The sequence below is a fragment of the Micromonospora sp. NPDC007208 genome (assembly GCF_042869175.1).
Taxonomy (GTDB): domain Bacteria; phylum Actinomycetota; class Actinomycetes; order Mycobacteriales; family Micromonosporaceae; genus Micromonospora; species Micromonospora foliorum.
Window position 1 is genome coordinate 19703 of the sequence record NZ_JBIAFG010000001.1, and the last position, 21412, is coordinate 41114.

Sequence of the window (21412 nt, forward strand, 5' to 3'; positions counted from 1 at the left end):
AACCACCGAACCCACCGTCCCTCAGTTGTAGGAAGTGCACAAAACTTTTTGGCACCCCCGGGACCGCGCCGACCTCCGTCGACCCGACCCGGCCGCTCCGGCAGTTGATCAGGACGGTGCGGGCGGTTCACGTCCGCAGCCTCCCGCGTTCACCCCCGGGTGATCGGCTGACCAGGAAGATCATCGCCGGCCCGGTCAACCGCCGGCCCGGCTCGACCATCCCGGCCCAGGCCAGGAACGCACCAGGAAAGGAGCGGCAATGAGGTCACCGCACCTCGTACGCCCACGTCTGGCGCTGCTGCTCGCGGCAGGGCTGACCACGCTCGTCACGCCGGCCGGCGTCGCCCACGCCGCGACCGCCACGGTACCCGCGACGGGCACCCCGATCACCATCACCTCGACCGAGCAGCTCGCCCCGGGCGTCACGTACGGCTCGTTCGAGGTGACCACGCCCCGGGGCGTGACCGTCGGTTACCTGCTCACGGCCGACCTGAAGAAGAACACGGTCTCCCTGGACCTGCTGCACCCCGACGCGGTGGCGCAGCGCACTGTCGTCTCGGCGATGACGAACCAGCAGGGTGCCGTCGCCGGTGTCAACGGCGACTTCTTCAACAACAGTGAGACGCACACCGGCGTCACCCCGACCTACTCGTCGTCCGGTCCGGAGATCGCCGACGGCGAGGAGTTGAAGTTCGCGGTGCCGACCGCGCAGCGTTTCGGCCCCGGCCTCGCCCCCGGCACCTCGACCCGCGACGTGTTCGGCGTCGGCGTGAACGGCAAGGCCCGCGTCGACACCCTGAGCCTGGACGGCGAGGTGCGCAGCGGGAAGGGCACGATCGCGCTGGGCGGCCTCAACCAGTACGCCCTCCCGGTCGGCGGCGTCGGCCTGTTCACCGCCGACTGGGGAACCGCCTCCCGGGTCCGGTCCACCTGCGGCACCGACACGAGCCGCAGCGACCCGTGCAGCACCCACACCTACGAGGTGACCGTCCGCGACGGTGTGGTGACCGCGGTGGGTCAGACGCCCGGCGCGGGCGCGATCCCGGCCGATACCCAGGTGCTCGTCGGTCGGGAGGGCGGCGCGGACGCGCTCGACGACCTCGCCGTCGGTGACCGGGTGCAGGTGCGCGAGAAGCTGGTCTCCGCCGGCAAACCGAAGCTGACCTTCGCTGTCGGTGGCGCGCCGATCCTGCGCGACGGTGCGCCGCTGGCCGGCCTGGACACCAAGACCGCCGCGGTACGCAGCGCGGCCGGAGTCAGCCCCGACGGTCGGACCGTCTACCTGGTCGCCCTGGCCGGCCGTGCCCCGGCCAGCGCCGGGTTCACGATCGCCGAACTGGCCGACCTGATGCGCTCGCTGGGCGCGGACGCCGCCGTGAACCTCGACGGCGGCGGTTCGAGCACGGTCGCCGTCCGCGAGCCGGGCCAGGCCGCGGCCACCGCCCGCAACAGCCCGTCCGACGGTACGGAGCGAATGGTCGCCAACGGCATCGGGATCTTCGTGGGCAAGCACTGATCGGTGCACCCGCTCGAATTCGCCCCGCCCGGTGGGCCGCCGTGACCGAGCTGGGGCAGGCGCTGGCGTCCTTCCTCTCCGACAACGAGAGCGATCGGGTGCGGGTGGGGTCGTCTCCCCGGTGACGGACCAGGACGGTCCGACCCCGGGGAGACGACGAGATCAGTCGACGGTCGGGGGTGCCGTCCTCGCCGCCTCGGCGAGCGCCGCAGCCGCCCCGGCGTACGGGTTGTAGCTGTAGGTGCGGGCCAGGCCGGTCGGCACCGTGAAGTACGCGGCCGACAGTTTCGCCGGGTCGCTGGCGATCTCACCCCGCGCCGGGGCGTCGTTGCCGTCGTCCCAGCCCCAGGGCGCGTTGGCCGAGTTGGTCGAACAGCTCCAGGTGCCGACGCCGCAGTCGCCGGACGTGTCACCGGCGAACGTGCCCAGACCGGCGAACAGGCTCGGGTTGGACCGCTGCGCCCACAGGCCGCCGGCGGCGAAGATGTCGATCAGCTGGTACCGCACGTCGCGGTCGTTGCCGCTGCTCGGCGTCTCGGCGACGGTGGACGGGTAGTAGACCAGGCCGTCGCCGTTGATGTCGTACTGCGGGTGTGCCTTGAGGCCGTGGCCCTGCGCCTCCTGCGCCGTCACCGGGTGCTGGAACGCGTCGTGCGGTGACGCCTGGAACCCCAGGGTGCCGTCGACGCTCTCCGCGCCGCTGGTCCAGGTGCTGCCGGTCGGCGTGTAGGAGAAGAAGTCGCTGTGCGCGACCGTGACGGCCGAGCGGAGAACGCCGTACGTGGAGCCGTCGCGCTCGATCGCGAACAGCGCGCCCTCACCGTCGTTCTCGTGCTCGGTCTCGAAGAAGGGGTGGTCGGTCCAGTCGCGAGGGTGGAAGAAGAAGTACGTGATGTACCAGTGGGTGCTCGTCTCCACGACGGAGTAGTACAAGTGCGCGGCGAGTGCCGTGCCGGCCTGGCCAGCCCGGTCCCAGTTGTTGCGTCCGTTCAGGTCGCCGTCGAAGTCGACCCGGGTGAGGTAGTCCGACTGCCCGCTGAGGGCGTGGCTGCCGGTGGCATCGACGTCCTGGTAGTGGATGGGCGCCCAGCGGAGGGCCAGCTCGGCCCGGCTGACGGCGGCACTGGCGGGGGTGGGTGCGGCCAGCGCGGCAGCCGCCAGCACCGCCGCAGCGCCTGCCGCGACCAGTGCCCTGACCACCCGGGGTCGCCGGGTCGCGTTGTTTGCGTCGAGCATGGTGTGCTCCCGTGTCCGAATGAATAGACCGTAATAGATCATTCGGGGCTCGGGGGCCCGGCGGGTGTCCCTGCGGCGACGAGAAAGCGGACGATGTTCGACGGGATCGGGATCGGGTTGTATCGATGCCCGCCGACTGCCATGCTGTGGTTCGGTCGTGCTCGGGGAGCCAGCGCGCACCAGATCTCCTCCGGCCCACGGGGCGCATGAGGTGGCCATGTCACCCGTGCCGGGCAGCCTCGTCGGCGACCGGAAACCCGAGCGCGGCACCGGCAACCACCTCGGTCATCGGTGCCCGGTAACCACGGAGGTACCGGATGCTTCGCATGTTCCTCGCTGTCACGACCATGGCGCTGGCCGCCTGGACCGGGACGACCACCGCCGCCGAGGCGACACCCACGCCCACGCCGTCGGCCACGCCGACACCGACCTGCCCACCAGCGATACCGATCAGCGCGAGCGTGGCCGGGGCCACCACCACCAGCCTGACCATCTCGTACGTCATCTTCTTCCGCCCGCCCTGCGGCTACGACCCGCCGATGACCGTCAGCCTGTTCACCAGCCGCGAGGACGCCCAACAGTGGCGGGCCCCGGTCGCCGAGGGCGTCTCCGGGCCGGAGCGCAACGGCTCGGTGACCATCGACGGGCTGACGCCCGGCACGGAGTACTGGTACCGCTTCACCGACGTCGAGGGCCGACGGGACCCGTACGTGATCGCCTCGGCCCGCACCACCTCGCTGACCTCGTGCCGGGCGACGGCCACGGTCGACGCCCACTGGGGCAGCGGCTTCGTCGCGACGGTCACGGTCCGCAACACCGGGTCGCTGCCGCTGGACCGGTGGCGCGTCTCCTGGCGGTGGTCCGGTGACGAGCGCATCCAGACGGTCTGGGGCGGGGCGGCCGAGACGGCCGGCGCCGACGTCACCGTTCGCAACGCCTCCTACAACGGGACGTTGGCGCTGGACGGGGCGACGACCTTCGGCCTGCTCGTGGCAAGCAGTGCGGTGCCCGAGGGCCTGACCCTGACCTGCGAGCGGTGAACGACGTCCGCCCCGCTCCGGCGCGATGGCGGGAGCGGGGCGGACGTCATGTCGGTCAGGGTTTGCGAGCCACCGCGCCGTAGGCGTCGATCCCGACGGCGTCGGACTCCTCCGGTCGCCACAGCGGAATCGGCACCAGGCCCGGCTCCACCATCGTCAGCCCGTCGAAGCAACTCTCGAGCTCCTCCGGGCTGCGCAGGATGTACGGGACTCCGCCGCTCTGCGCCAGCCGGTCGGCACCGGAGACCACCGCCGGGCTGGTGTTGGTGCCGTCCCAGAGCACCAGGTGGGAGCCGGACGGCACCACGTCCATCGTGCGCCCGACGATCGAGCGCACCACGTCCAGGTCGGGCTCGTAGCCCATCACGCCCATGTACATCACGGCGATGGGCTGGTCGAAGTCGAGCGTCTGCGCCGCCTCGGCGAGGATCTTCTCCGGGTCGTGGTAGTCGGCAGGTACGTAGGTGGTGACACCCTCCGACGTGGTGCTGGCCAGCAGCGCCCGCGCGTGCACCAGCACCATCGGGTCGTTGTCCACGTAGACGATTCGTGAGTCGGGCGCGATGCCCTGGGCGACCGCGTGCGTGTTCTGCATGGTGGGCAGTCCGGTGCCGATGTCCAGGAACTGCCGGATGCCCGCCTCGGCCGCGAGGTACCGCACGGCCCGCACCAGGAACACGCGCGACTGCTGCGCCATGAGGACGATCTCCGGGTAGACCTCGGCGACGGCGTCGCCGGCCGCCCGGTCGGACTGGAAGTTGTCCTTGCCGCCCATCCAGTAGTTCCAGATCCGTGCCGCGTGCGGCACGTCAGGCTGAAGCTTCGCGGAGAGTTCGGGGTCCGGGCCGGCCATGCCTGGCTCCTATCGGGGGGTCGTCAGCTGGAGGTCATCACAGCGGTATGCCCGGGATCGTACTCGGCCAAGGTCCACTGTCGACGTAGGGTCGGCGGCTGACGGCACTTCGCTCGACCGTGGGGCTTGAAATCCTACCTTCTTGGTAGGAAAATCGATCGCATGCCGCTCGTTCGGTTGTTCACCTCCCGCCGGGTCGTCGACCTGATGCGGGTCGCCGCGCAGCTCTGTCCAGGCGCGCCCATCCCCGCCTGAACGGGCTTTGGCCCTCGCCTGCCCGGTGTCCGCTGCCGGCTCCGCGACCGGCGCGCGACCGGTCATCCCGCACCCCGTGAGCGCGGAGGTGCACCCCGTCGAGGAGGACCTGTGACGATCAATGACGCCCCAACACCCACCGCCGTGGACCCGCGGCCCGAGTTCGACGAGGAATGGCGGCGGTGGCACCGACGCCACGAGGAGGCTCGTGCCGACCCGCACGGCTTCCTCGCCGTCACCGGTCTGCACTGGCTCACCTCGGAGCCTCAGCGTTTCCCCGACGTGCCGGGGGAGTGGCACACCGGCGAGGGCGGCCCGGTGGTGGTTCTCGGCGACGACGAGGAACTGACCGTCGACGACCAGCCGGTTCGGGGCCGGCACGTGTTCGGGCCGATCGCCGAGCGCGGTGGCGTCACCGTCGGCATCGAGGGTGGGGTGCTGGAGGTGGCCCGCCGGGGTGGGCACGACATCCTCCGTCCCCGGCGCCCGGATCACCCACTCCGTGTCGCCTACCGGGGCACTCCGACCTATCCGCCCAGCCGCCGCTGGGTCCTGAGCGGGCGCTTCGTGCCGTTCGACAACCCTCGGTCGACCACCGTCGGCGCGGCCGTGGAGGGGCTCAAGCACGTCTACGACGCCCCCGGTCGGATCGAGTTCGCCGTCGACGGGGTGCCGCTGAGCCTGACCGCGTTCGACGGCCACGTGCCCGGGAGCCTGTCGGTGCTGTTCACCGACGCCACCTCCGGCGTCACGACCTATCGGGCCAACCGGTCCCTGACGGTCGGCGCACCGGACGAGCAGGGGCGGCTCAGCCTCGACTTCAACCGGGCCACCAACCTGCCGTGCGCGTACACCGACTTCGCGACCTGCCCGCTGCCCCCGGCGGAGAACCGGCTGCCGATCGCCGTCGAGGCCGGCGAGAAGACCCCGTACGAGCGGCTGGCTGCCGACCGTTCGTAGGCCCAGTGGACCAACCCCTCGGGAGGATCGCCATGACCCAGTCCACCGACGCCCCGATCGACGCCGACGGCGACGCCCTACGGACGTTGCTGCGCCACCAGGCCAGCACCGTCACGGTGGTCACCGCTCCCGGCTCGCCGGCGGTCGGCTTCACCGCCACCTCGTTCACCTCGGTGTCGCTGGCGCCGCCGATCGTCTCGTTCTGCCTGAACCTCGGGTCGTCGAGTTGGCCCGCGGTCGCCCGTGCCCGCCACGTGGCCGTGCACCTGCTCGCCCACCATCAGCAGGAACTGGCCCGGACCTTCGCGACCAGCGGCATCGACCGGTTCGCGACACCCACCCGCTGGCGGGCCGGCCCGGAGGGGGTGCCGATCCTCGACGACACCCTGGCCTGGCTGTTCTGCCGGGTCGTCGACCGGGTGACCGTCGGCGACCACGCCGTGGTGCTGGCCGAGCCGGAGGTGCTCCGGCACGCCGACGTCGGTTCACCCCTGCTGTACCACCGGGGGCGCTACGCCGGGCTGGCCGGCGACCAGAACGCGGCGGTCCGCCGTCCCGCCGCCTGACCAGCGGTATCGCACCCGCTATCCACGATGAGGGGGAGGCCATGCGCGCGATCGTCGCCGCTCCGGACACGCCTGAGGGGTTCCGGCTGACGGAGGTGCCCGATCCCGTCCCCGGCCCCGGGCAGGTCCTGGTCGAGGTGCGGCACGCCGCCGTCAATGCCGGCGAGATCCGGCACCTCGGCGTCTGGCCGGCCGGGAGCGTGCTCGGGCACGACGCCGCGGGTTACGTGGCGTGCGGCGCGACCGACGGCTCCGGCCCCCGCGAGGGCGAGCGGGTGGTCGCCTTCGGGGCGGGCGCGTGGGCCCGCCTCGCGGTGTTCGACGTGGACAGCGTGGCGGTGGTCCCCGCCGTCGTCGACCTGGCGGAGGTGGCCGCACTGCCCATGGTCGGCCTGACCGCGCTGCGTACCTTGCGGTCGTCGGGCGCGCTCCTCGGTCGACGGGTGCTGATCACGGGGGCGTCCGGGGGCGTGGGTCGGGTCGCCGTCCAGCTTGCCCGGCACGGCGGCGCGTACGTGGTCGCGGCGGTGGGCTCTGCGGCTCGTGGCGCCGGGCTGGCGGCGCTGGGCGCGGACGAGGTGGTGGTCGGTCTCGGCGCGGTCGCCGACCCGGTCGACGTGGTGCTGGAGACGGTCGGCGGCCCCTCCCTGGTGACCGCCTGGGGTCTGCTGGCCCCGGGTGGGGTGCTGCACAGCATCGGCTGGGCGTCCGGCGAGCCGGCGGCCTTCCCGGTGAACTCCACGTTCGCTCCCGGCCCGGCACGGACGCTGCGGTCCTTCGGCGACGCCACCGCCGCGGGGCCGGATCTCGCGGTCCTGGCGGATCTCGTGGCACGTCAGGTGCTGCGCCCGCCGGTCGGCTGGCGCGGCTCGTGGCAGCGTCTCGGGGAGGCGGCCGACGCGCTGCGGGGACGCCGGGTGGCCGGCAAGGTCGTGCTCGACCTGGATTGAGGCCGGTGGCTCCCGGCCTTGACCCATCGGTCAGGCGCAATCCCTGCAAATCCTATAGCCTTAGTAGGTTATGCGTCAACGAATCGACGTCCACCCGTGCGATAGCCGACATCCGGCGCCGGATTCGTTGACACCGCGGGGCTCTGGAGGTGGACTCGGCTCATGTCCAGCGAGCTGCGGCTGACGATCCGCGGCCACATCGACTTCGGTCGAGTGTGGTCGAGTTCCTGTCTGGCCTGACCCGGCACCCTCGCCCGTAACCCGGCCCGCCGCACCGGCCCGCCGGGGTGGGGCGCACCGCCGCGCCGCCACCGCACCGACACCCGCACCGGCCCATGCCCCCTGCGCGGGGCCGGGTGTCGGCATCCCCGCATCCGCCTGCCTGGACAGGAGAACTCACCATGCCCGCACACCGTCTGCGAACCCTGGCCGCCCCCGCGCTCGCCGCACTGCTCGCCGTCGTCGCCGGCTGCTCCACCGGTGCCGCCCCGGCCGCCGAGGCCGCCGGCCAACCCCGCTCCGGCGGCACCCTCACCTGGGCCGTGGAGACCGAGCCGATCACCCTCAACCCCCACCAGTACGCCCAGGCCAAGGCCCGGCTGCTGGTCTGGAACACCTTCGAGTCCCTGCTCACCTACGACCAGCAGGGCAAGCTCGTGCCCTGGCTCGCGACCGGCTGGACGGTCGCGCCGGACGGGCTGACCTACACCCTGACGCTGCGCGACCGGGTCACCTTCTCCGACGGCACGCCCTTCGACTCGGCCGCCGTCAAGGCCAACATCGACAAGCTCCGGGAACCCGGGTACGCCCCGGCCGTCGCCGCCGTCCAACTGCGCAACCTCAAGGCCGTCGAAGCCGTCGACCCGCGCACCGTACGGCTCGTCCTCAGCGCGCCGGACGTGCTCATCCTCGACTTCCTGGCCTCGCCGCAGGGCGCGCAGATCTCCCCGACGTCGCTACGTCAGGCCAAGAACCTCAAGGCCGGCGGCACCGACGTGGTCGGCACCGGGCCGTTCGTGCTGGACCGCTACGTCCCCGGCCAGGAGCTGCGCTATCGGCGCAACGCCAGCTACGACTGGGCGCCGCCCACCGCGACGCACACCGGCCCGGCCTACCTCGACGGGATCACCTACCGGTTCCTCAAGGAGTCGTCGGTGCGCGTCGGCGCCCTCACGTCGAATCAGGTGCAGCTCATCGAGGGGGTGCCCGCCACGGATCAGCCGCTGATCACCGGCAACCGGACGCTGCGCCTGAGCCGCGAACTCAACTCCGGCTCCGCCTACTCGTACTACTTCAACACCTCGCACGCGCCCTTCGACGACCTGCGGGTCCGGCAGGCGTTCCGGGAGGCCGTCGACGTCGAGACCGTTCTCAGGTCCGTCTACCGCGACACCGCCACCCGCGCCTGGAGCGTGATCAGCCCGTCCAGTCCGCTCTACGACAAGCGCCTCGAAGGCGGCTACAGCGGCGACACCGCCACGGCGAACACCCTGCTCGACCAGGCCGGCTGGGCTGCCCGGGACGCCGACGGCTACCGGGTGAAGGCCGGCAAGCGGCTCACCGTACGGCTCGTGCAGTCGGCACCCTTCGTCCGGGACCGCCGCGACGTCCTGGCCCAGGCCGTGCAGGCCGCCGTCAAGCGGAGCGCGGGCATCGACCTCAAGGTGTCGCTTGTCGACCAGGGCACCGCCACCGACGCGTTCCAACGCAACGAGTACGAGGTCTTCGACAACTCCCGCGCCGACACCGACGCCGGCGCCGCGCTCAACCTGCTGCTGCACTCGAAGGGCGGCATCAACCGAACCCAGGTCAACGACCCGCGAATCGACCGGCTCCTGGAGGCCGGTCAGGCCGCCGCCGACCCGACGAAGCGCGCCGGCATCTACGCCGACCTGCAACAACAGGTCGTCGCCGACCAGGCCCTCCTGCTGCCCCTGTACGCGCCGGCCGACCAGATCGCCGCCAGCACCGGCGTCGGCGGAGTGCGCTTCGAGCCCACCGCCGGGGTGCCCGCCAGCGCGTACGACCTGTGGATCGGCAAGTGACATGAGCCGCCCACCCGTACGTGCCGTCGTTCGTCGGCTCGGTGCCGGCCTGGTGGTTCTCTGGGTCGCGGCCACCGCCGCCTACCTGGCGCTGCTGGCCGCCCCCGGCGACACCGTGGACAACATCGTCGGCGATGGTGCCGACACCCCGCAGATCCGTGCCGAGATCATCGCCGAGTGGGGCCTGCAGCGGCCGGCCGTCGTGCAGTACCTCGACTACCTCGGGCGACTCGGCGGCGGCGACCTGGGCCGCTCGTACCTGTTGCAACGCCCCGTCGCCGAGGTGATCGGGGAACAACTCGCCCCGACCCTCACCCTCGCGGTCGCCGCCGCCGGCCTCGGGGTGCTGCTCGCCCTGCTCGTCGCGGTGGCCACCGCCGGTGACCGGCGACCGTGGCTGCGCCGGGTCAGCTCCGGCACCGAACTGCTGCTGGTCTCCTCCCCACCGTTCCTGATCGGGCTCCTGCTGCTCAGTGTGCTGTCGTTCCGGTTCGGGCTCTTCCCGGTCTCCGGTGACCGGGGGATCGCCGCGTTGGTGCTCCCCGCCATCACCCTCGCGCTGCCCATCGCCGGACTGCTGGCCCAGGTGCTGCGCGACGGCATCGACAGAGCCCTCGACGAGCCCTTCGTGCTCACCGCCCGCTCCCGGGGCCTACGGGAACGAACGGTGTTGGTGCGACACGCGATGCGGCACGCCCTCCTGGCGGCCGTCAGCCTGGCCGGCTGGGTCTTCGGCATCGTGGTCGGTGGCACCGTCATCGTCGAACAGGTCTTCGGCAGGCCCGGCCTCGGCCAGGTCACCCTCACCGCGGTCACCACCCGGGACATGCCGGTGGTGCTGGCCGTGGTCACCCTCTCCGCCGCCGGCTACGTCGTGGTCAACACCGCGGCCGACCTGGCTTACCTGCTGGTCGACCCGCGTCTGCGAAGGAGCTGACCACGATGACCGTCACCCTGGGGCCCCCACTCACCGACGCCCCGGCGCCGACCCTCGCCGACCCGGCCAAGCGGGCCGTACGCCGACGACCCCGACCCCGGCCCGGCCTGCTCGCCGCCGGGGCGTACCTCACCCTGCTGGTCGTCGCCGCGGCCTGGCCGGCGGTGCTCGCCCCCGGCGACCCGCTCGCGGCCGACCCGCTCGCCGTGCTCAGCCCGCCCGAGGCAGCGCACTGGTTCGGCACCGACCACCTCGGCCGCGACGTCTGGACGCGGGTGGTGCACGGCGCCGGCCACTCGCTCACCATCGGTGTCGCCGCCACCGCCATCGCGGTGACCGGCGGGGTGCTGCTCGGCCTGCTCGCCGGTCTCACGCACCGGGTCGCCGACGAGGCGCTCAGCCGCACGTTCGACGCGCTGTCGGCATTTCCCATGCTGCTGCTGGCCCTGCTGTTCATCGCCATCGCGGGCCCCGGCACGGCCAGCCTGATCGTCGCCATCGGCATCGCCACCCTGCCGCACCACGCCCGCGTGGTCCGTGGTCAGACGCTCGTCGTCCGCCGTTCCGGCTATGTCGAACAGGCCGTCACCTTCGGCCGGTCCCGGCCCCGGCTGGTGCTGCGGCACGTGCTCCCCAACGTGGTCGGCCCGGTGCCGGTGCTCGCGGTGATCGGGCTCGGTGAGGCGATCCTGGCCGCCGCCGGGCTCAGCTTCCTCGGCATGGGTCCGCAGCCGCCGTCGCCGGAATGGGGCGCGATGCTCTCCGAGGGCCGCAACTACCTCCAGGTGGCCTGGTGGATCACCATCCTGCCCGGTCTGGCGGTCACCGCCACAGTGGTGTCGCTGACCGTCGTCGGCCGGCGCTGGCAGGCCCGCTTCGACGGGAGGCGCTGATGGCACCCCTGGTCACGGTCGAGGACCTGCACGTCGACTTCGACACCCCGACCGGCCCGGTGGCCGCGGTACGCGGGATCAGCTTCACCGTCGAACGGGGCGAGTGCGTGGCCGTCGTCGGGGAGTCCGGCTCCGGCAAGAGCGTCACCGCTCGTACCCTGGTCGGTCTCGCCGGCCCGGGCGCGCGGATCCGCGCCGCCCGGCTCGAACTGGCCGACCAGGACGTGCGGGGCCACCGGCCGCGGGACTGGCGGCGGGTCCGTGGCCGCCTCGCCGGGCTGGTGTCGCAGGACGCGCTGGTCTCCCTCGACCCGTTGCGCACCGTGGGCGCCGAGATCGGTGAGGTGCTCAGCACGCACGAGATCGTCGGTCGCCGGGAACGGGCCGGCCGGGTCACCCACCTGCTCGACGAGGTCCACCTGCCGGAGCCGGAGCGCCGGGCCCGGCAGTACCCGCACCAGCTCTCCGGTGGGCTGCGGCAGCGCGCGCTGATCGCCTCGGCGATCGCCGGGGAGCCGGCCCTGCTGATCGCCGACGAGCCCACCACCGCGCTGGACGTCACCGTGCAGGCGCAGATCCTGCGGCTGCTCGCCGAGCGGCGCGCCGCCGGGGTGAGTCTGCTGCTGATCAGCCACGATCTGGCGGTCGTCGCCCAGGTCGCCGACCGGGTCCTGGTGCTGCGTGACGGTCGGATCGTCGAGCACGGTCCCACCGAGCGGCTGCTGCGGGCACCGGCACACCCGTACACCCGGCAGTTGCTGGCCGCGGTGCCCTCCGCGACCTCGCGGGGCCGCCGGCTCGCCGCGACGTCGCCGGCCGGGGACGCACGGGCGGCGCTGCCCGCCCGGCCCCAGGTCCGCGCCGACGACACAGTGCTCGACGCGGCCGGCCTGACCAAGAGGTACGGCGAGCACACAGTCGTGCGGGACGTCTCCTTCACCATCGCGCGGGGCGAGACGCTCGGCCTGGTCGGGGAGTCCGGCTCCGGCAAGAGCACGGTCGCCCGGATCGTCGCCGGTCTGCTCGACGCCGACGCGGGCACCGTCACCTTCGAGGCGACGCCGTGGGCCGGCGTGCCGGAGCGGGCCCGCCGCCCGCTGCGGCGCAGGTTGCAGCTCATCTCGCAGGACCCGCTGAGCTCCTTCGACCCCCGCTACACGGTGGGGCGGGTCGTCGCGGAGAACCTCGACCCCGGCGTCGGTCACGCCGACCGTCGCGAGCACGTCGTCGACCTGCTGCGTCGCGTCGGTCTCGGCGCGGACCTGTTCGACAGGCATCCCCGGCAGCTCTCCGGCGGGCAGCGGCAGCGCGTCGCCATCGCCCGCGCCATCGCTCCCCGACCCAGCCTGATCGTCTGCGACGAACCGGTCTCCGCCCTCGACGTCTCCGTGCAGGCCCAGGTCCTCGACCTGCTGGCCGACCTGCGCGCCAGCGACGGCACCGCCCTGCTCTTCATCTCCCACGACCTGGGCGTGGTGCACCACCTCAGCGACCGGGTGCTGGTCATGCACCAGGGCGCGGTGGTCGAGCAGGGCCCGGTCGGCGACGTCTTCACCTACCCCCGACACGACTACACGCGGTCCCTGCTGAACGCGCTGCCCACGCTGGTCACCGCCGGCCGACCGGAAGAGAGACACCCATGACCGAGAAGAGCCTGCACCTGGCCGTGGCCCTCGACGGCCTCGGCTGGCACCCCGCCGCCTGGCGGCTCTCACACGCCGACGCGACCGCGCCGCTGACCGCCCGCTACTGGACCGCCCTCGCCGGCGAGGCCGAACACGCGGCACTGGACCTGCTCACCATCGAGGACAGCCTCGACCTCCAGTCGTCGCGGCCCGACGGCCCGGACGACCGCGTCGACGAGGTCCGGGGCCGCCTCGACGCGGTGCAGATCGCGTCCCGGCTCGCCCCGTTGACCCGGCACATCGGGCTGATCCCGACCACCAGCACCACCCACACCGAACCGTTCCACCTCTCCACGGCGATAGCCACCCTCGACCACATCAGCGGCGGGCGGGCCGGTTGGCGGCCCCGGGTCTCCGCGCGCAGGGCCGAGGCCGGGCACTTCGGTCGCCGTGACATCCCACCCCTGGACCTGGCCCGGCTCGACGAACCGGAAGCCGTACGGGTCATCGGTGACCTCTTCGCCGAAGCTGGCGACGCGGTGGAGGCCGTCCGCCGGCTCTGGGACAGCTGGCAGGACGACGCCGTGATCCGGGACGTGCCGACCGGCCGCTTCGTCGACCGGGAGCGGTTGCACTACGTCGACTTCACCGGCCGGTGGTTCTCCGTCAAGGGCCCGTCCATCGTGCCCCGGTCCCCGCAGGGGCAACCGCTCGTCGCCGCGCTCGCCCACTCGTCGGTGCCGTACGCGTTCGCCGCCCGGCACGCCGACATCGTCTTCGTCACCCCGACCGACCGGGAACACGCCGCCGCGATCGTGGCCGAGGTGCGGGCGACCGAGGAGACCGTCGGCCGGGCGGGCCCGCCGCTGCGGGTCCTCGCCGACCTGGTCGTGCTGCTCGACGAGACGTCGACGCTGGCCCGGCACCGCGGGACCCGCCTCGACGAGCTGCACGGCGCGGAGTTCACCTCCGACGCGTCCATCGTCACCGGCACGCCGGGCGAGTTGGCCGACCTACTCGCCGAGTGGCACCGCGCCGGAGTGGACGGTTTCCGGCTGCGGCCCGCCGTGCTCCCGGACGACCTGACCGCGATCACCCGCGCACTGGTGCCGGCGCTGCGCGACCGGGGCCTGTTCCGGGCCGGCTACCCCGCCGGGACGCTGCGCGACCTGCTCGGTCTGCCCCGACCGGCCAGCCGCTACGCCGTCGCGACCGCCTGAGCACTGGAGACCATCATGCCCAAGCAGATCATCCTGGCCGCGCACTTCCCCGGCGTGAACAACACCACCGTGTGGAGTGACCCCGCCTCCGGCAGTCAGATCGACTTCTCGTCCTTCGTCCACCTGGCCCGCACCGCCGAGCGCGGCAAGTTCGACTTCTTCTTCCTCGCCGAGGGGCTGCGACTGCGCGAGCAGCGGGGCCGCATCCACGACCTGGACGTGGTCGGGCGCCCGGACACGTTGACCGTGCTCGCCGCCCTCGCGGCGGTCACCACCCACCTCGGGCTGGCCGGCACCCTCAACGCCACCTTCCGGGAGCCGTACGAGCTGGCCCGGCAGTTGGCCAGCCTCGACCACCTCTCCGGCGGGCGGGCCGCCTGGAACGTCGTCACCACCTCCGACGCGTTCACAGGGGAGAACTTCCGTCGGGGCGGCTACCTCGACCGCGCGCTGCGCTACGACCGGGCCGCCGAGTTCGTGCGTACCGCGCGGCAGCTGTGGGAGTCGTGGCCGGCCGAGGCGATCGCCGGCGACCGGGACGGCGGCCGGTACGTCACCGAGGCCGCGCCCGGCGCCTTCGCCCACCACGGCGACCAGTTCGACATCGCCGGGCACTTCACGGTGCCCCGCAGCCCCCAGGTGCACCCGGTGATCCTGCAGGCCGGCGACTCTCCCGACGGTCGCGAGTTCGCCGCGTCCAGCGCCGACGCGATCTTCTCCCGGCACGGCACCCTGGAGGACGGCCAGGAGTTCTACCGGGACGTGAAGTCCCGGCTCGCCCGGTACGGCCGCCAACCCGACGACCTGTTGGTCATCCCCGGTGTCACGTTCGTGCTCGGCGACACCGACGCCGAGGCGCAGGAACGCGCCCACCACATCCGCCGGCAGCAGGTCAGCCCACAGACCGCGATCCTGCTGCTGGAACAGCTCTGGAACCGGGACCTGTCCGGGTACGACCCGGACGGCCCGCTGCCCGCCGAGGACCCGGACGTCTCCGGTGACGCGATCAGCCGAGGCCGGGCCGGCATGTATCCCGACCCGGTCGCCACCGCCCGGCAGTGGCGGGCACTGGCCGAGGAGAAGGGACTGGGCATCCGCGACCTGATCATCGAGGTGACCGGCCGGCAGTCCTTCATCGGCACCCCCCAGCAGGTCGCCGAGCGGATGAACCACTTCGTGCAGTCGGACGCCGCCGACGGGTTCATCCTGGTGCCGCACCTGACCCCGGGTGGGCTCGACGACTTCGTCGACCGGGTGGTTCCGCTGCTCCAGGAACGTGGCGTCTTCCGTGCCGAATACACCGGCACCACCCTGCGCGACAACCTGGGCCTCGGCCCTGCCCGCCCGGTCAGCCAGGTCGGTGCGGTGTGACCCCTCCGGCCACCGTCTGCCAGCGACGCTGGAACGACCCGGACGCCATCGCCCTGCGCGCCGCCATGACCGCGGAGATGCGCCAGCGGTACGCGGACCGACTCGCCGACCCGATCCACCTGCCGGACGCACAGGCGATCGCCCCGAGCTCGGTGGCCTGGACCGGCGTGGCGTACACCGCGGACGCCACCCCGGTCGGGCACGCCGCGCTGCGCTGGCACGGCGCCGACCTGGAGCTCAAACGGATGTACGTGCTGCCCGCGCACCGGGGGCGCGGCGTCGCCCAGGCGCTTCTCGACGCGATCCGGGAGACCGCCGGTCGGCTCGGCGCGGCGCGGATCGTGCTACAGACCGGTGACCGCCAACCCGACGCGGTCCGCCGGTACGAGATGGCCGGCTACCGGCCGATCCCGGTGTTCGCCCCGTACGACGTGTTGCCGTACTCCCGCTGCTTCGCCCTGGTGATGCGTCCGGCCCTGACCCTGCCCGCGAAAGTGACGGTCCCGGCGTGAAGTTCCTGCTGATAACGCTCATCACCCACCTGCCCGACCCGGTCACCGGCCACCAGAGGAGCACCACCGAGCGGTTCCGGGAGGTGGTCGACACGGCCGTCCTCGCCGAGGAACTCGGGTTCGACGGGTACGGCGTCGGCGAACGACACGAGCGCCCGTTCATCTCGTCGTCGCCGCCGGTGGTGCTGAGCCACATCGCGGCCCGCACCTCCACCATCCGGTTGTTCACCGCGGTCACCACGCTCAGTCTGCTGGACCCCGTGCGCGCGTACGAGGACTACGCCACCCTCGACCACCTCTCCGACGGCCGACTCGAACTGATCATCGGTAAGGGCAACGGCGCCGCGCAGGCGCAACTGTTCCACGTCACCGCCGAGGACCAGTGGGACCGCAACCGGGAGGGCTACGAGCTGTTCCGCCGGCTCTGGCGGGAGGAGAAGGTCACCTGGTCCGGGAGGTACCGACCGTCGCTCACCGAGGCCGAGACGTGGCCACGCCCGCTCCAGCAGCCCATCCGGGTCTGGCACGGCAGTGCCACCAGCCGAGACTCCGTCGACCTCGCCGCCCGGTACGGCGACCCGATCTTCTCCGCCAACGTCACCAACCCCATCGAGCCGTACGCCGAACTCATCCGCCACTACCGGGAACGGTGGTCGCACTACGGGCACGACCCGGCTGACGCCCTCGTCGGCGCCGGCACCGCGGGCTTCTACGTGGCCCGGACCTCGCAGGAGGCGATCGAGCGGTACCGGCCGATCTTCGACGCCCGGCTGGCGGCGTTCCGGCGGCTTGGCGTGCCGCCGGTCTTCGACACCCTGGAGGACGCCCTGGACCGCAGCTCGATCCTGGTCGGCAGCCCACAGCAGCTCGTCGACAAGGTGTTGCGCTACCACGAACAGTTCGGCCACGAGGTCATCCACCTTCAGGCCGACCACGACGGGCTGACCGACAAGCAGCACCGGGAGAGCCTGGAGTTGTTCCAGGCCGAGGTGGCGCCGGTGCTGCGCCGGGAGATCCCCAGCCGTCCCTTCCACCCGGTGACCGCGGCCGCCACGGCCTGACCAGAACGGGGACCACCATGCCCTCCACGCCTTTGTCCATTCTCGACCTCTCTCCGGTGCCCGCCGGCGGCACCGTCACCGACGCGCTCCGCAACACCGTCGACCTGGCCCGTCGGGCCGAGCAGTCCGGCTACCACCGCTACTGGCTGGCCGAGCACCACCTCGCCGCCGGGGTGGCCAGCTCCGCGCCGGCCGTGCTCATCGGGCAGGTCGCCGCGGCCACCAGCGCGATCCGCGTCGGGTCCGGGGCCGTGCAGGTCGGTCACCGCACCGCCCTGTCGGTGGTCGAGGAGTTTGGCACCCTCGCCGCGCTGTACCCCGACCGGATCGACCTCGGGCTCGGTCGATCCGGTCAGCGGCGCGTCGAGGCAGCCCGGGAGATCGCCGCCCCCACCCCCGCACCGGTCGAGGCCCGGGTGGTCGACGGACTGCTCATCCCGCCGCCGTTCTCGTACGCCCAGGTGCTCGCCTCACCACGCTTCGCCCTCAGCAGCGCCCTGCTGCATCAACCGGGTGCCCAGCCGCCACCCTTCGCCGAACAGGTGGCCGACGTGCTGGCCCTGCTGCGCGGCGACTACACCGACGCCGACGGTCTGGACGCGCACGCCGTGCCGGGGGAGGGCACCGATCTGCAGGTGTGGCTGCTGGGCAGCAGCGGAGGGGAGAGCGCCCAACTCGCTGGCGCGCTGGGCCTGCCCTTCGCGGCCAACTACCACGTCAGCCCCTCCTCGGTGCTCGACGCGGTCGCCGCGTACCGGGCCGCGTTCCAGCCTTCGGCCGCGCTCACCGAGCCGTACGTGGTGGTCTCCGCCGACGTGGTCGTGGGCGAGACGGACGACGCCGCACGACGGCTGGCCGCACCGTACGGCCCGTGGGTGCGCAGCATCCGCAGTGGCGAGGGAGCGATCCCGTTCCCGAGCCCGGAGCAGGCCGTCGCGTTGCCGTGGACCGACGACGACCGCGAGCTCGTCGCCGACCGGGTGGACACCCAGTTCGTCGGATCGCCCGCGACGGTGGCCGAGCGGCTACGGACCCTGCGGGACGTCACCGCTGCCGACGAGCTGCTCGTCACCACGATCACCCACTCCCACGCCGACCGGGTCAGCTCCTACGAGCTGCTCGCCAAGGAGTGGAACGACTGATCCGGACGGGTGGGGCGGCGGTGGTCAGTAGACCGTCACCGGGTGCCGGACGACACCGTCGAACAGGTACCCGAGCGCGTTGGGGCGGGCCTGGTCCGGTTGGCCGGCCCCGGTGACGTCGGTGGCCCGCGCCCGCAGGGTCCATCGGCCGGGCCGCGGCGGGCGCCAGAGCGTCGTCCAGCGCTGCCAGACGCCGCCCTCGTCGTCGGGGTCGAGGTCGGCGGGTCGCCAGGTCGCCCCGTCGTCGGTGCTGATGTCGACCATGCGGATCGGACCATTGCCGGACCAGGACCGGCCGGCGACCAGCACCTGCTCGCCGCTCGGGACGCGCACGTCCCACGGCAGCTCGAAGGCGCTCTTGACCACCGGGGTCGTCACGAGCCTGCCGTCGACCGGGTGGCCGGGCCCGAACATCCGGTAGAAGCGGGTGTTCCACGGTGAGGACAGGCGAGTCGCCGAGACCTCGATCGGGCCGACCCACTTGATCGAGGAGATGCCGATCCAGCCCGGCACCACCACCCGCACCGGGAAGCCGTGGTCGACCGGCAGCGTCTCCCCGTTCATCTCGTACGCCAGCAGCACGTCGTCGAGGGCCTTGGCGATCGGTATCGGGCGGCGCACCCGGCCGAGATTCTCCCCGCCGGTCACGAAGTCCGGGTCCAGGCCCTCGGGCTGCACGTCGACCGCGTCGTCGGTCAGCCCGGCATGGCGGAGGACGGTCGACAGCCGTACGCCCCGCCAGCGCGCCACCCCCACCGCGCCCAGACCCCACGGCACCCCCGGCGCGGGGTCGGACTGCTGGGAGGCGAAGAAGCGGCGACCGTTGCCCGCGCACTCCAGCAGGGCCGCGGTCTCCTCGGCGGGCATGGCGCGCAGGTCGCCGTAGTCGAACTCGACCGCGTCGGCGAGGGTCGGCGAGCCCCGCAGGCCGGTGCCGAACAGGCGCAGACGCCACGTGTCGACGTCCAGCAACGGACTCCGGGTGTGGTTGCGGACGAAGAACCGGTCGGTGGGGACCGCGAAACCCTGCCCCGCCAGGGCCTCCCACCGCATCTCGGCGTTGCCGTCGCGGAGGGTGAGCAGTCGGGGGGACAGCGGCTTGACGATCGTCGTGGCGGCGCGTGACGGGAGGGAAAGCGTCACCCGGGTCCTCCCTACGAATCGTTTGTTGGCAAGTCCTATTGAATCAATAGGACTTGCGGCCTGGCCAGCATGGCCTCGACGTGCGCGTGGCGAGACCTGTGCGGGGTCGCTGTCACCGGTGGACGACCCCGTTCTGGTACGCCCACACGACGGTCTGTAGCCGATCCCGTGCGCCGATCTTCGCCATGGCGCGCCCGAGGTGCGACTTGACCGTGCTGGTCTCGATGAAGAGCTGCTCGGCGATCTCGACGTTCGACAGGCCCTGCGCGAGCAACTCCACGATCTCGGTCTCCCGCGCGGTCAACTGGTGCGCCGCCGCCGCGTCCGAACGGGGAGCGGGCGTACGCCTGGCGAACTCCGAGATCACCCGACGGGTGACGGCCTGGTCGACGAGCCCGTACCCGCTCGCGAGGCGACGGATCGCCTCGATCAGCTCCTCGGGCTCACAGTCCTTGAGGATGAACCCGCTGGCGCCGGACTCCAACGCGCCGAATACGTACTCGTCGAGGTCGAAGGTCGTCACGACCAGCACCGCCGGTGGCGTCCCGGTCGCCTCGGCGACGATCTGCCGGGTCGCGGTGAGCCCGTCGCCGTGCGGCATCCGGACGTCCATGCAGATGACGTCCGGCTGCAGCCGGCGGGCCAGCTCGACGGCGGCGGACCCGTTCGACGCCTCGGCCACGACCTCGATCTCGCCGTCCTGCTCCAGGATGACGCGGAAGCCGGCGCGGACGACCGCCTGGTCGTCGACGAGCATCACTCTGATCATGCTGGTGCCTCTTCCTTCGGCCGGGATATGGCGGGGCCGTTCGTCGGGAGGGTGGCGGCGACCGACCAGCCACCGGCCGCCGTCGGGCCGGCGGTGAACGTCGCCCCGATCAACTGGGCGCGCTCGCGCATGCCCACCAGGCCGACGCCACCGGTCCGTGCCGCCGGTACGCGTCGCGGCGCGGCGGGTTCGTTCACCACCTCCAGCGACACCGAGCGGGGCTCGAAGCGGAGCACCACCCGCGCCGGCGCGCCCGGGGCGTGCTGGCGGGCGTTGCTGAGCGACTCCTGCGCGATCCGGTAGAGCGCGACGTCGGCGATCGGCGACACCTCGCGCTGCTCGCCCTCCCGGACGAACTCCACCGGGCCGGCGAGGTTGCCCGCGGTGCGGACGAGGTCGTCGAGCATGCCCAGCCCCGGCACCGGGGTGGCACCGTCGCCGCCATCGTGCCCCGGCCTGCCGCGCAGCACACCGACGACCAGCCGCAGGTTGTCCAGGGTCTCCTTGCCCTGGCTGCGGATCCAGGCCACACCGGCCTTCGCGGCCGCCGGATCCCGGTCGATCAGCCGCTCGACCGCCGCCGCCTGCACGACCATGCCGGAGAGGTGGTGGGCCGCCACGTCGTGCAACTCCCGGGCCATCCGGGAGCGCTCCGCGCCGATCGCCGCCTGGACCTTCGTGTGCTGCTCCCGGATCGCCTCGTCCGCCCGGACCCGGACCAACTCGACGTAGCGCCGGTAGGTGGCCACGTAGCCGCCGACGAAGGTCGCGCTGGCGTAGGTCAGGGCGCTCGCCGAGACGTACGCGACGGCCGTCAGCAGGTCCGGGGTCACCACGACGGCCGCCCCGACCGACTCCGCCACGACGACCGCGCCGACGGCCAGCAGCGCACGCCGAACCGGCAGCAACGACCCGACGGTGTACGCCACGACGAACGGGGCGAGGCCCCGGATGGTCGCCTCGGGCAGGGAGAAGCCGATGATGGGCAGTTGGAGGCCGACGACGAGCGCGAGGCAGAGCAGTGGCCGGACCCGACGCAGGCACAGCAGCATCGCCTGCGCGCAGCAGATGGCGACGAGCAGCCAGGCCCGCGCCGGGTCGAACGACACCCCGTCCTCAGGTGCCACGAACCAGAACAGCGCGGTCAGCAGGACGAACGTGAGGACGGTCAGCACCGCGGCCAGCAGGCAGTCCCGGGGGAACACTCCGGTCACCCCGAGCCGGGTGAGCCGTCCGTCGAGCCACTTCGTCAGTCGTGGTGTGCCGGGTTCGGTGTCGGCGTGGTCCCTCATGGGGTGCGCATCCTTGCTCCGGATCG

19 protein-coding genes are annotated in these 21412 nt (G+C 72.6%); 14 read left to right on the forward strand and 5 right to left on the reverse strand.

Annotated features, from left to right (window positions below; genetic code table 11):
• Positions 1-259: 259 nt before the first annotated feature.
• The gene (locus ACFYL6_RS00075) at positions 260-1516 is read left to right on the forward strand and encodes a phosphodiester glycosidase family protein (protein ID WP_387165500.1); all 1257 of its coding nucleotides are present in this window, start codon (positions 260-262) and stop codon (positions 1514-1516) included.
• A gap of 162 nt (positions 1517-1678) precedes the next feature.
• Here the strand turns inward: ACFYL6_RS00075 and ACFYL6_RS00080 are convergent, their stop codons facing one another.
• Positions 1679-2752 (reverse strand): hypothetical protein, encoded by a 1074-nt coding sequence (locus ACFYL6_RS00080; protein ID WP_387165502.1) that lies wholly within the window; start codon positions 2750-2752, stop codon positions 1679-1681.
• Between the two features lie 317 nt (positions 2753-3069).
• On the opposite strand from ACFYL6_RS00080, the gene ACFYL6_RS00085 reads away from it, so the two are divergent.
• On the forward strand, positions 3070-3792 hold the full coding sequence (locus ACFYL6_RS00085) for a cellulose binding domain-containing protein (RefSeq protein ID WP_387165504.1): 723 nt from the start codon (positions 3070-3072) through the stop codon (positions 3790-3792).
• 55 nt (positions 3793-3847) lie between these two features.
• Here the strand turns inward: ACFYL6_RS00085 and ACFYL6_RS00090 are convergent, their stop codons facing one another.
• A complete protein-coding gene (locus ACFYL6_RS00090; protein WP_387165506.1) occupies positions 3848-4645 on the reverse strand; it encodes an SAM-dependent methyltransferase in 798 nt (265 codons plus the stop codon).
• Between the two features lie 366 nt (positions 4646-5011).
• Between ACFYL6_RS00090 and ACFYL6_RS00095 the strand changes: the two genes are divergently transcribed.
• The 12 genes from ACFYL6_RS00095 (at position 5012) to ACFYL6_RS00150 (ending at position 18182) form a co-directional block, all read left to right on the forward strand.
• On the forward strand, positions 5012-5860 hold the full coding sequence (locus tag ACFYL6_RS00095; RefSeq protein ID WP_387165508.1) for a DUF1684 domain-containing protein: 849 nt from the start codon (positions 5012-5014) through the stop codon (positions 5858-5860).
• A gap of 32 nt (positions 5861-5892) precedes the next feature.
• Positions 5893-6426, forward strand: a complete 534-nt coding sequence (locus tag ACFYL6_RS00100; protein ID WP_387165510.1) for a flavin reductase family protein — start codon at positions 5893-5895, stop codon at positions 6424-6426.
• Positions 6427-6467: 41 nt separating this feature from the next.
• Positions 6468-7376: a zinc-binding dehydrogenase gene (locus ACFYL6_RS00105; protein WP_387165512.1), complete on the forward strand. Its 909-nt coding sequence runs from the start codon at positions 6468-6470 to the stop codon at positions 7374-7376.
• Positions 7377-7777: 401 nt separating this feature from the next.
• The gene (locus tag ACFYL6_RS00110) at positions 7778-9421 is read left to right on the forward strand and encodes an ABC transporter substrate-binding protein (protein ID WP_387165514.1); all 1644 of its coding nucleotides are present in this window, start codon (positions 7778-7780) and stop codon (positions 9419-9421) included.
• A 1-nt stretch (position 9422) separates the two neighbouring features.
• Positions 9423-10358, forward strand: coding sequence for an ABC transporter permease (locus ACFYL6_RS00115; protein WP_387165516.1), 936 nt, complete (start codon positions 9423-9425; stop codon positions 10356-10358).
• A 5-nt stretch (positions 10359-10363) separates the two neighbouring features.
• A complete protein-coding gene (locus ACFYL6_RS00120; protein ID WP_387165518.1) occupies positions 10364-11251 on the forward strand; it encodes an ABC transporter permease in 888 nt (295 codons plus the stop codon).
• Positions 11251-12894, forward strand: a complete 1644-nt coding sequence (locus ACFYL6_RS00125) for a dipeptide ABC transporter ATP-binding protein (protein WP_387165520.1) — start codon at positions 11251-11253, stop codon at positions 12892-12894. The genes ACFYL6_RS00120 and ACFYL6_RS00125 overlap by 1 nt, the downstream gene beginning before the upstream one ends.
• Positions 12891-14096 (forward strand): LLM class flavin-dependent oxidoreductase, encoded by a 1206-nt coding sequence (locus ACFYL6_RS00130; protein WP_387165522.1) that lies wholly within the window; start codon positions 12891-12893, stop codon positions 14094-14096. The genes ACFYL6_RS00125 and ACFYL6_RS00130 overlap by 4 nt, the downstream gene beginning before the upstream one ends.
• A gap of 15 nt (positions 14097-14111) precedes the next feature.
• A complete protein-coding gene (locus ACFYL6_RS00135) occupies positions 14112-15467 on the forward strand; it encodes an NtaA/DmoA family FMN-dependent monooxygenase (RefSeq protein ID WP_387165524.1) in 1356 nt (451 codons plus the stop codon).
• Positions 15464-15979, forward strand: coding sequence for a GNAT family N-acetyltransferase (locus ACFYL6_RS00140; protein WP_387165526.1), 516 nt, complete (start codon positions 15464-15466; stop codon positions 15977-15979). Before ACFYL6_RS00135 ends, ACFYL6_RS00140 begins: the two co-directional genes overlap by 4 nt.
• The gene (locus ACFYL6_RS00145) at positions 15976-17040 is read left to right on the forward strand and encodes an LLM class flavin-dependent oxidoreductase (protein WP_387165528.1); all 1065 of its coding nucleotides are present in this window, start codon (positions 15976-15978) and stop codon (positions 17038-17040) included. The genes ACFYL6_RS00140 and ACFYL6_RS00145 overlap by 4 nt, the downstream gene beginning before the upstream one ends.
• A gap of 17 nt (positions 17041-17057) precedes the next feature.
• Positions 17058-18182 carry an LLM class flavin-dependent oxidoreductase gene (locus ACFYL6_RS00150; protein ID WP_387165530.1) on the forward strand — a complete coding sequence of 375 codons (1125 nt, stop codon included), beginning with the start codon at positions 17058-17060 and terminating at the stop codon, positions 18180-18182.
• Positions 18183-18206: 24 nt separating this feature from the next.
• On the opposite strand, the gene ACFYL6_RS00155 is transcribed toward ACFYL6_RS00150, so the two are convergent.
• From ACFYL6_RS00155 to ACFYL6_RS00165, 3 genes are all read right to left on the reverse strand, one after another.
• Positions 18207-19325 carry a sulfite oxidase gene (locus tag ACFYL6_RS00155; protein ID WP_387165532.1) on the reverse strand — a complete coding sequence of 373 codons (1119 nt, stop codon included), beginning with the start codon at positions 19323-19325 and terminating at the stop codon, positions 18207-18209.
• A gap of 112 nt (positions 19326-19437) precedes the next feature.
• On the reverse strand, positions 19438-20094 hold the full coding sequence (locus ACFYL6_RS00160; RefSeq protein WP_387165534.1) for a response regulator: 657 nt from the start codon (positions 20092-20094) through the stop codon (positions 19438-19440).
• A complete protein-coding gene (locus tag ACFYL6_RS00165; RefSeq protein ID WP_387165536.1) occupies positions 20091-21386 on the reverse strand; it encodes a sensor histidine kinase in 1296 nt (431 codons plus the stop codon). The genes ACFYL6_RS00160 and ACFYL6_RS00165 overlap by 4 nt, the downstream gene beginning before the upstream one ends.
• Positions 21387-21412: the final 26 nt, after the last annotated feature.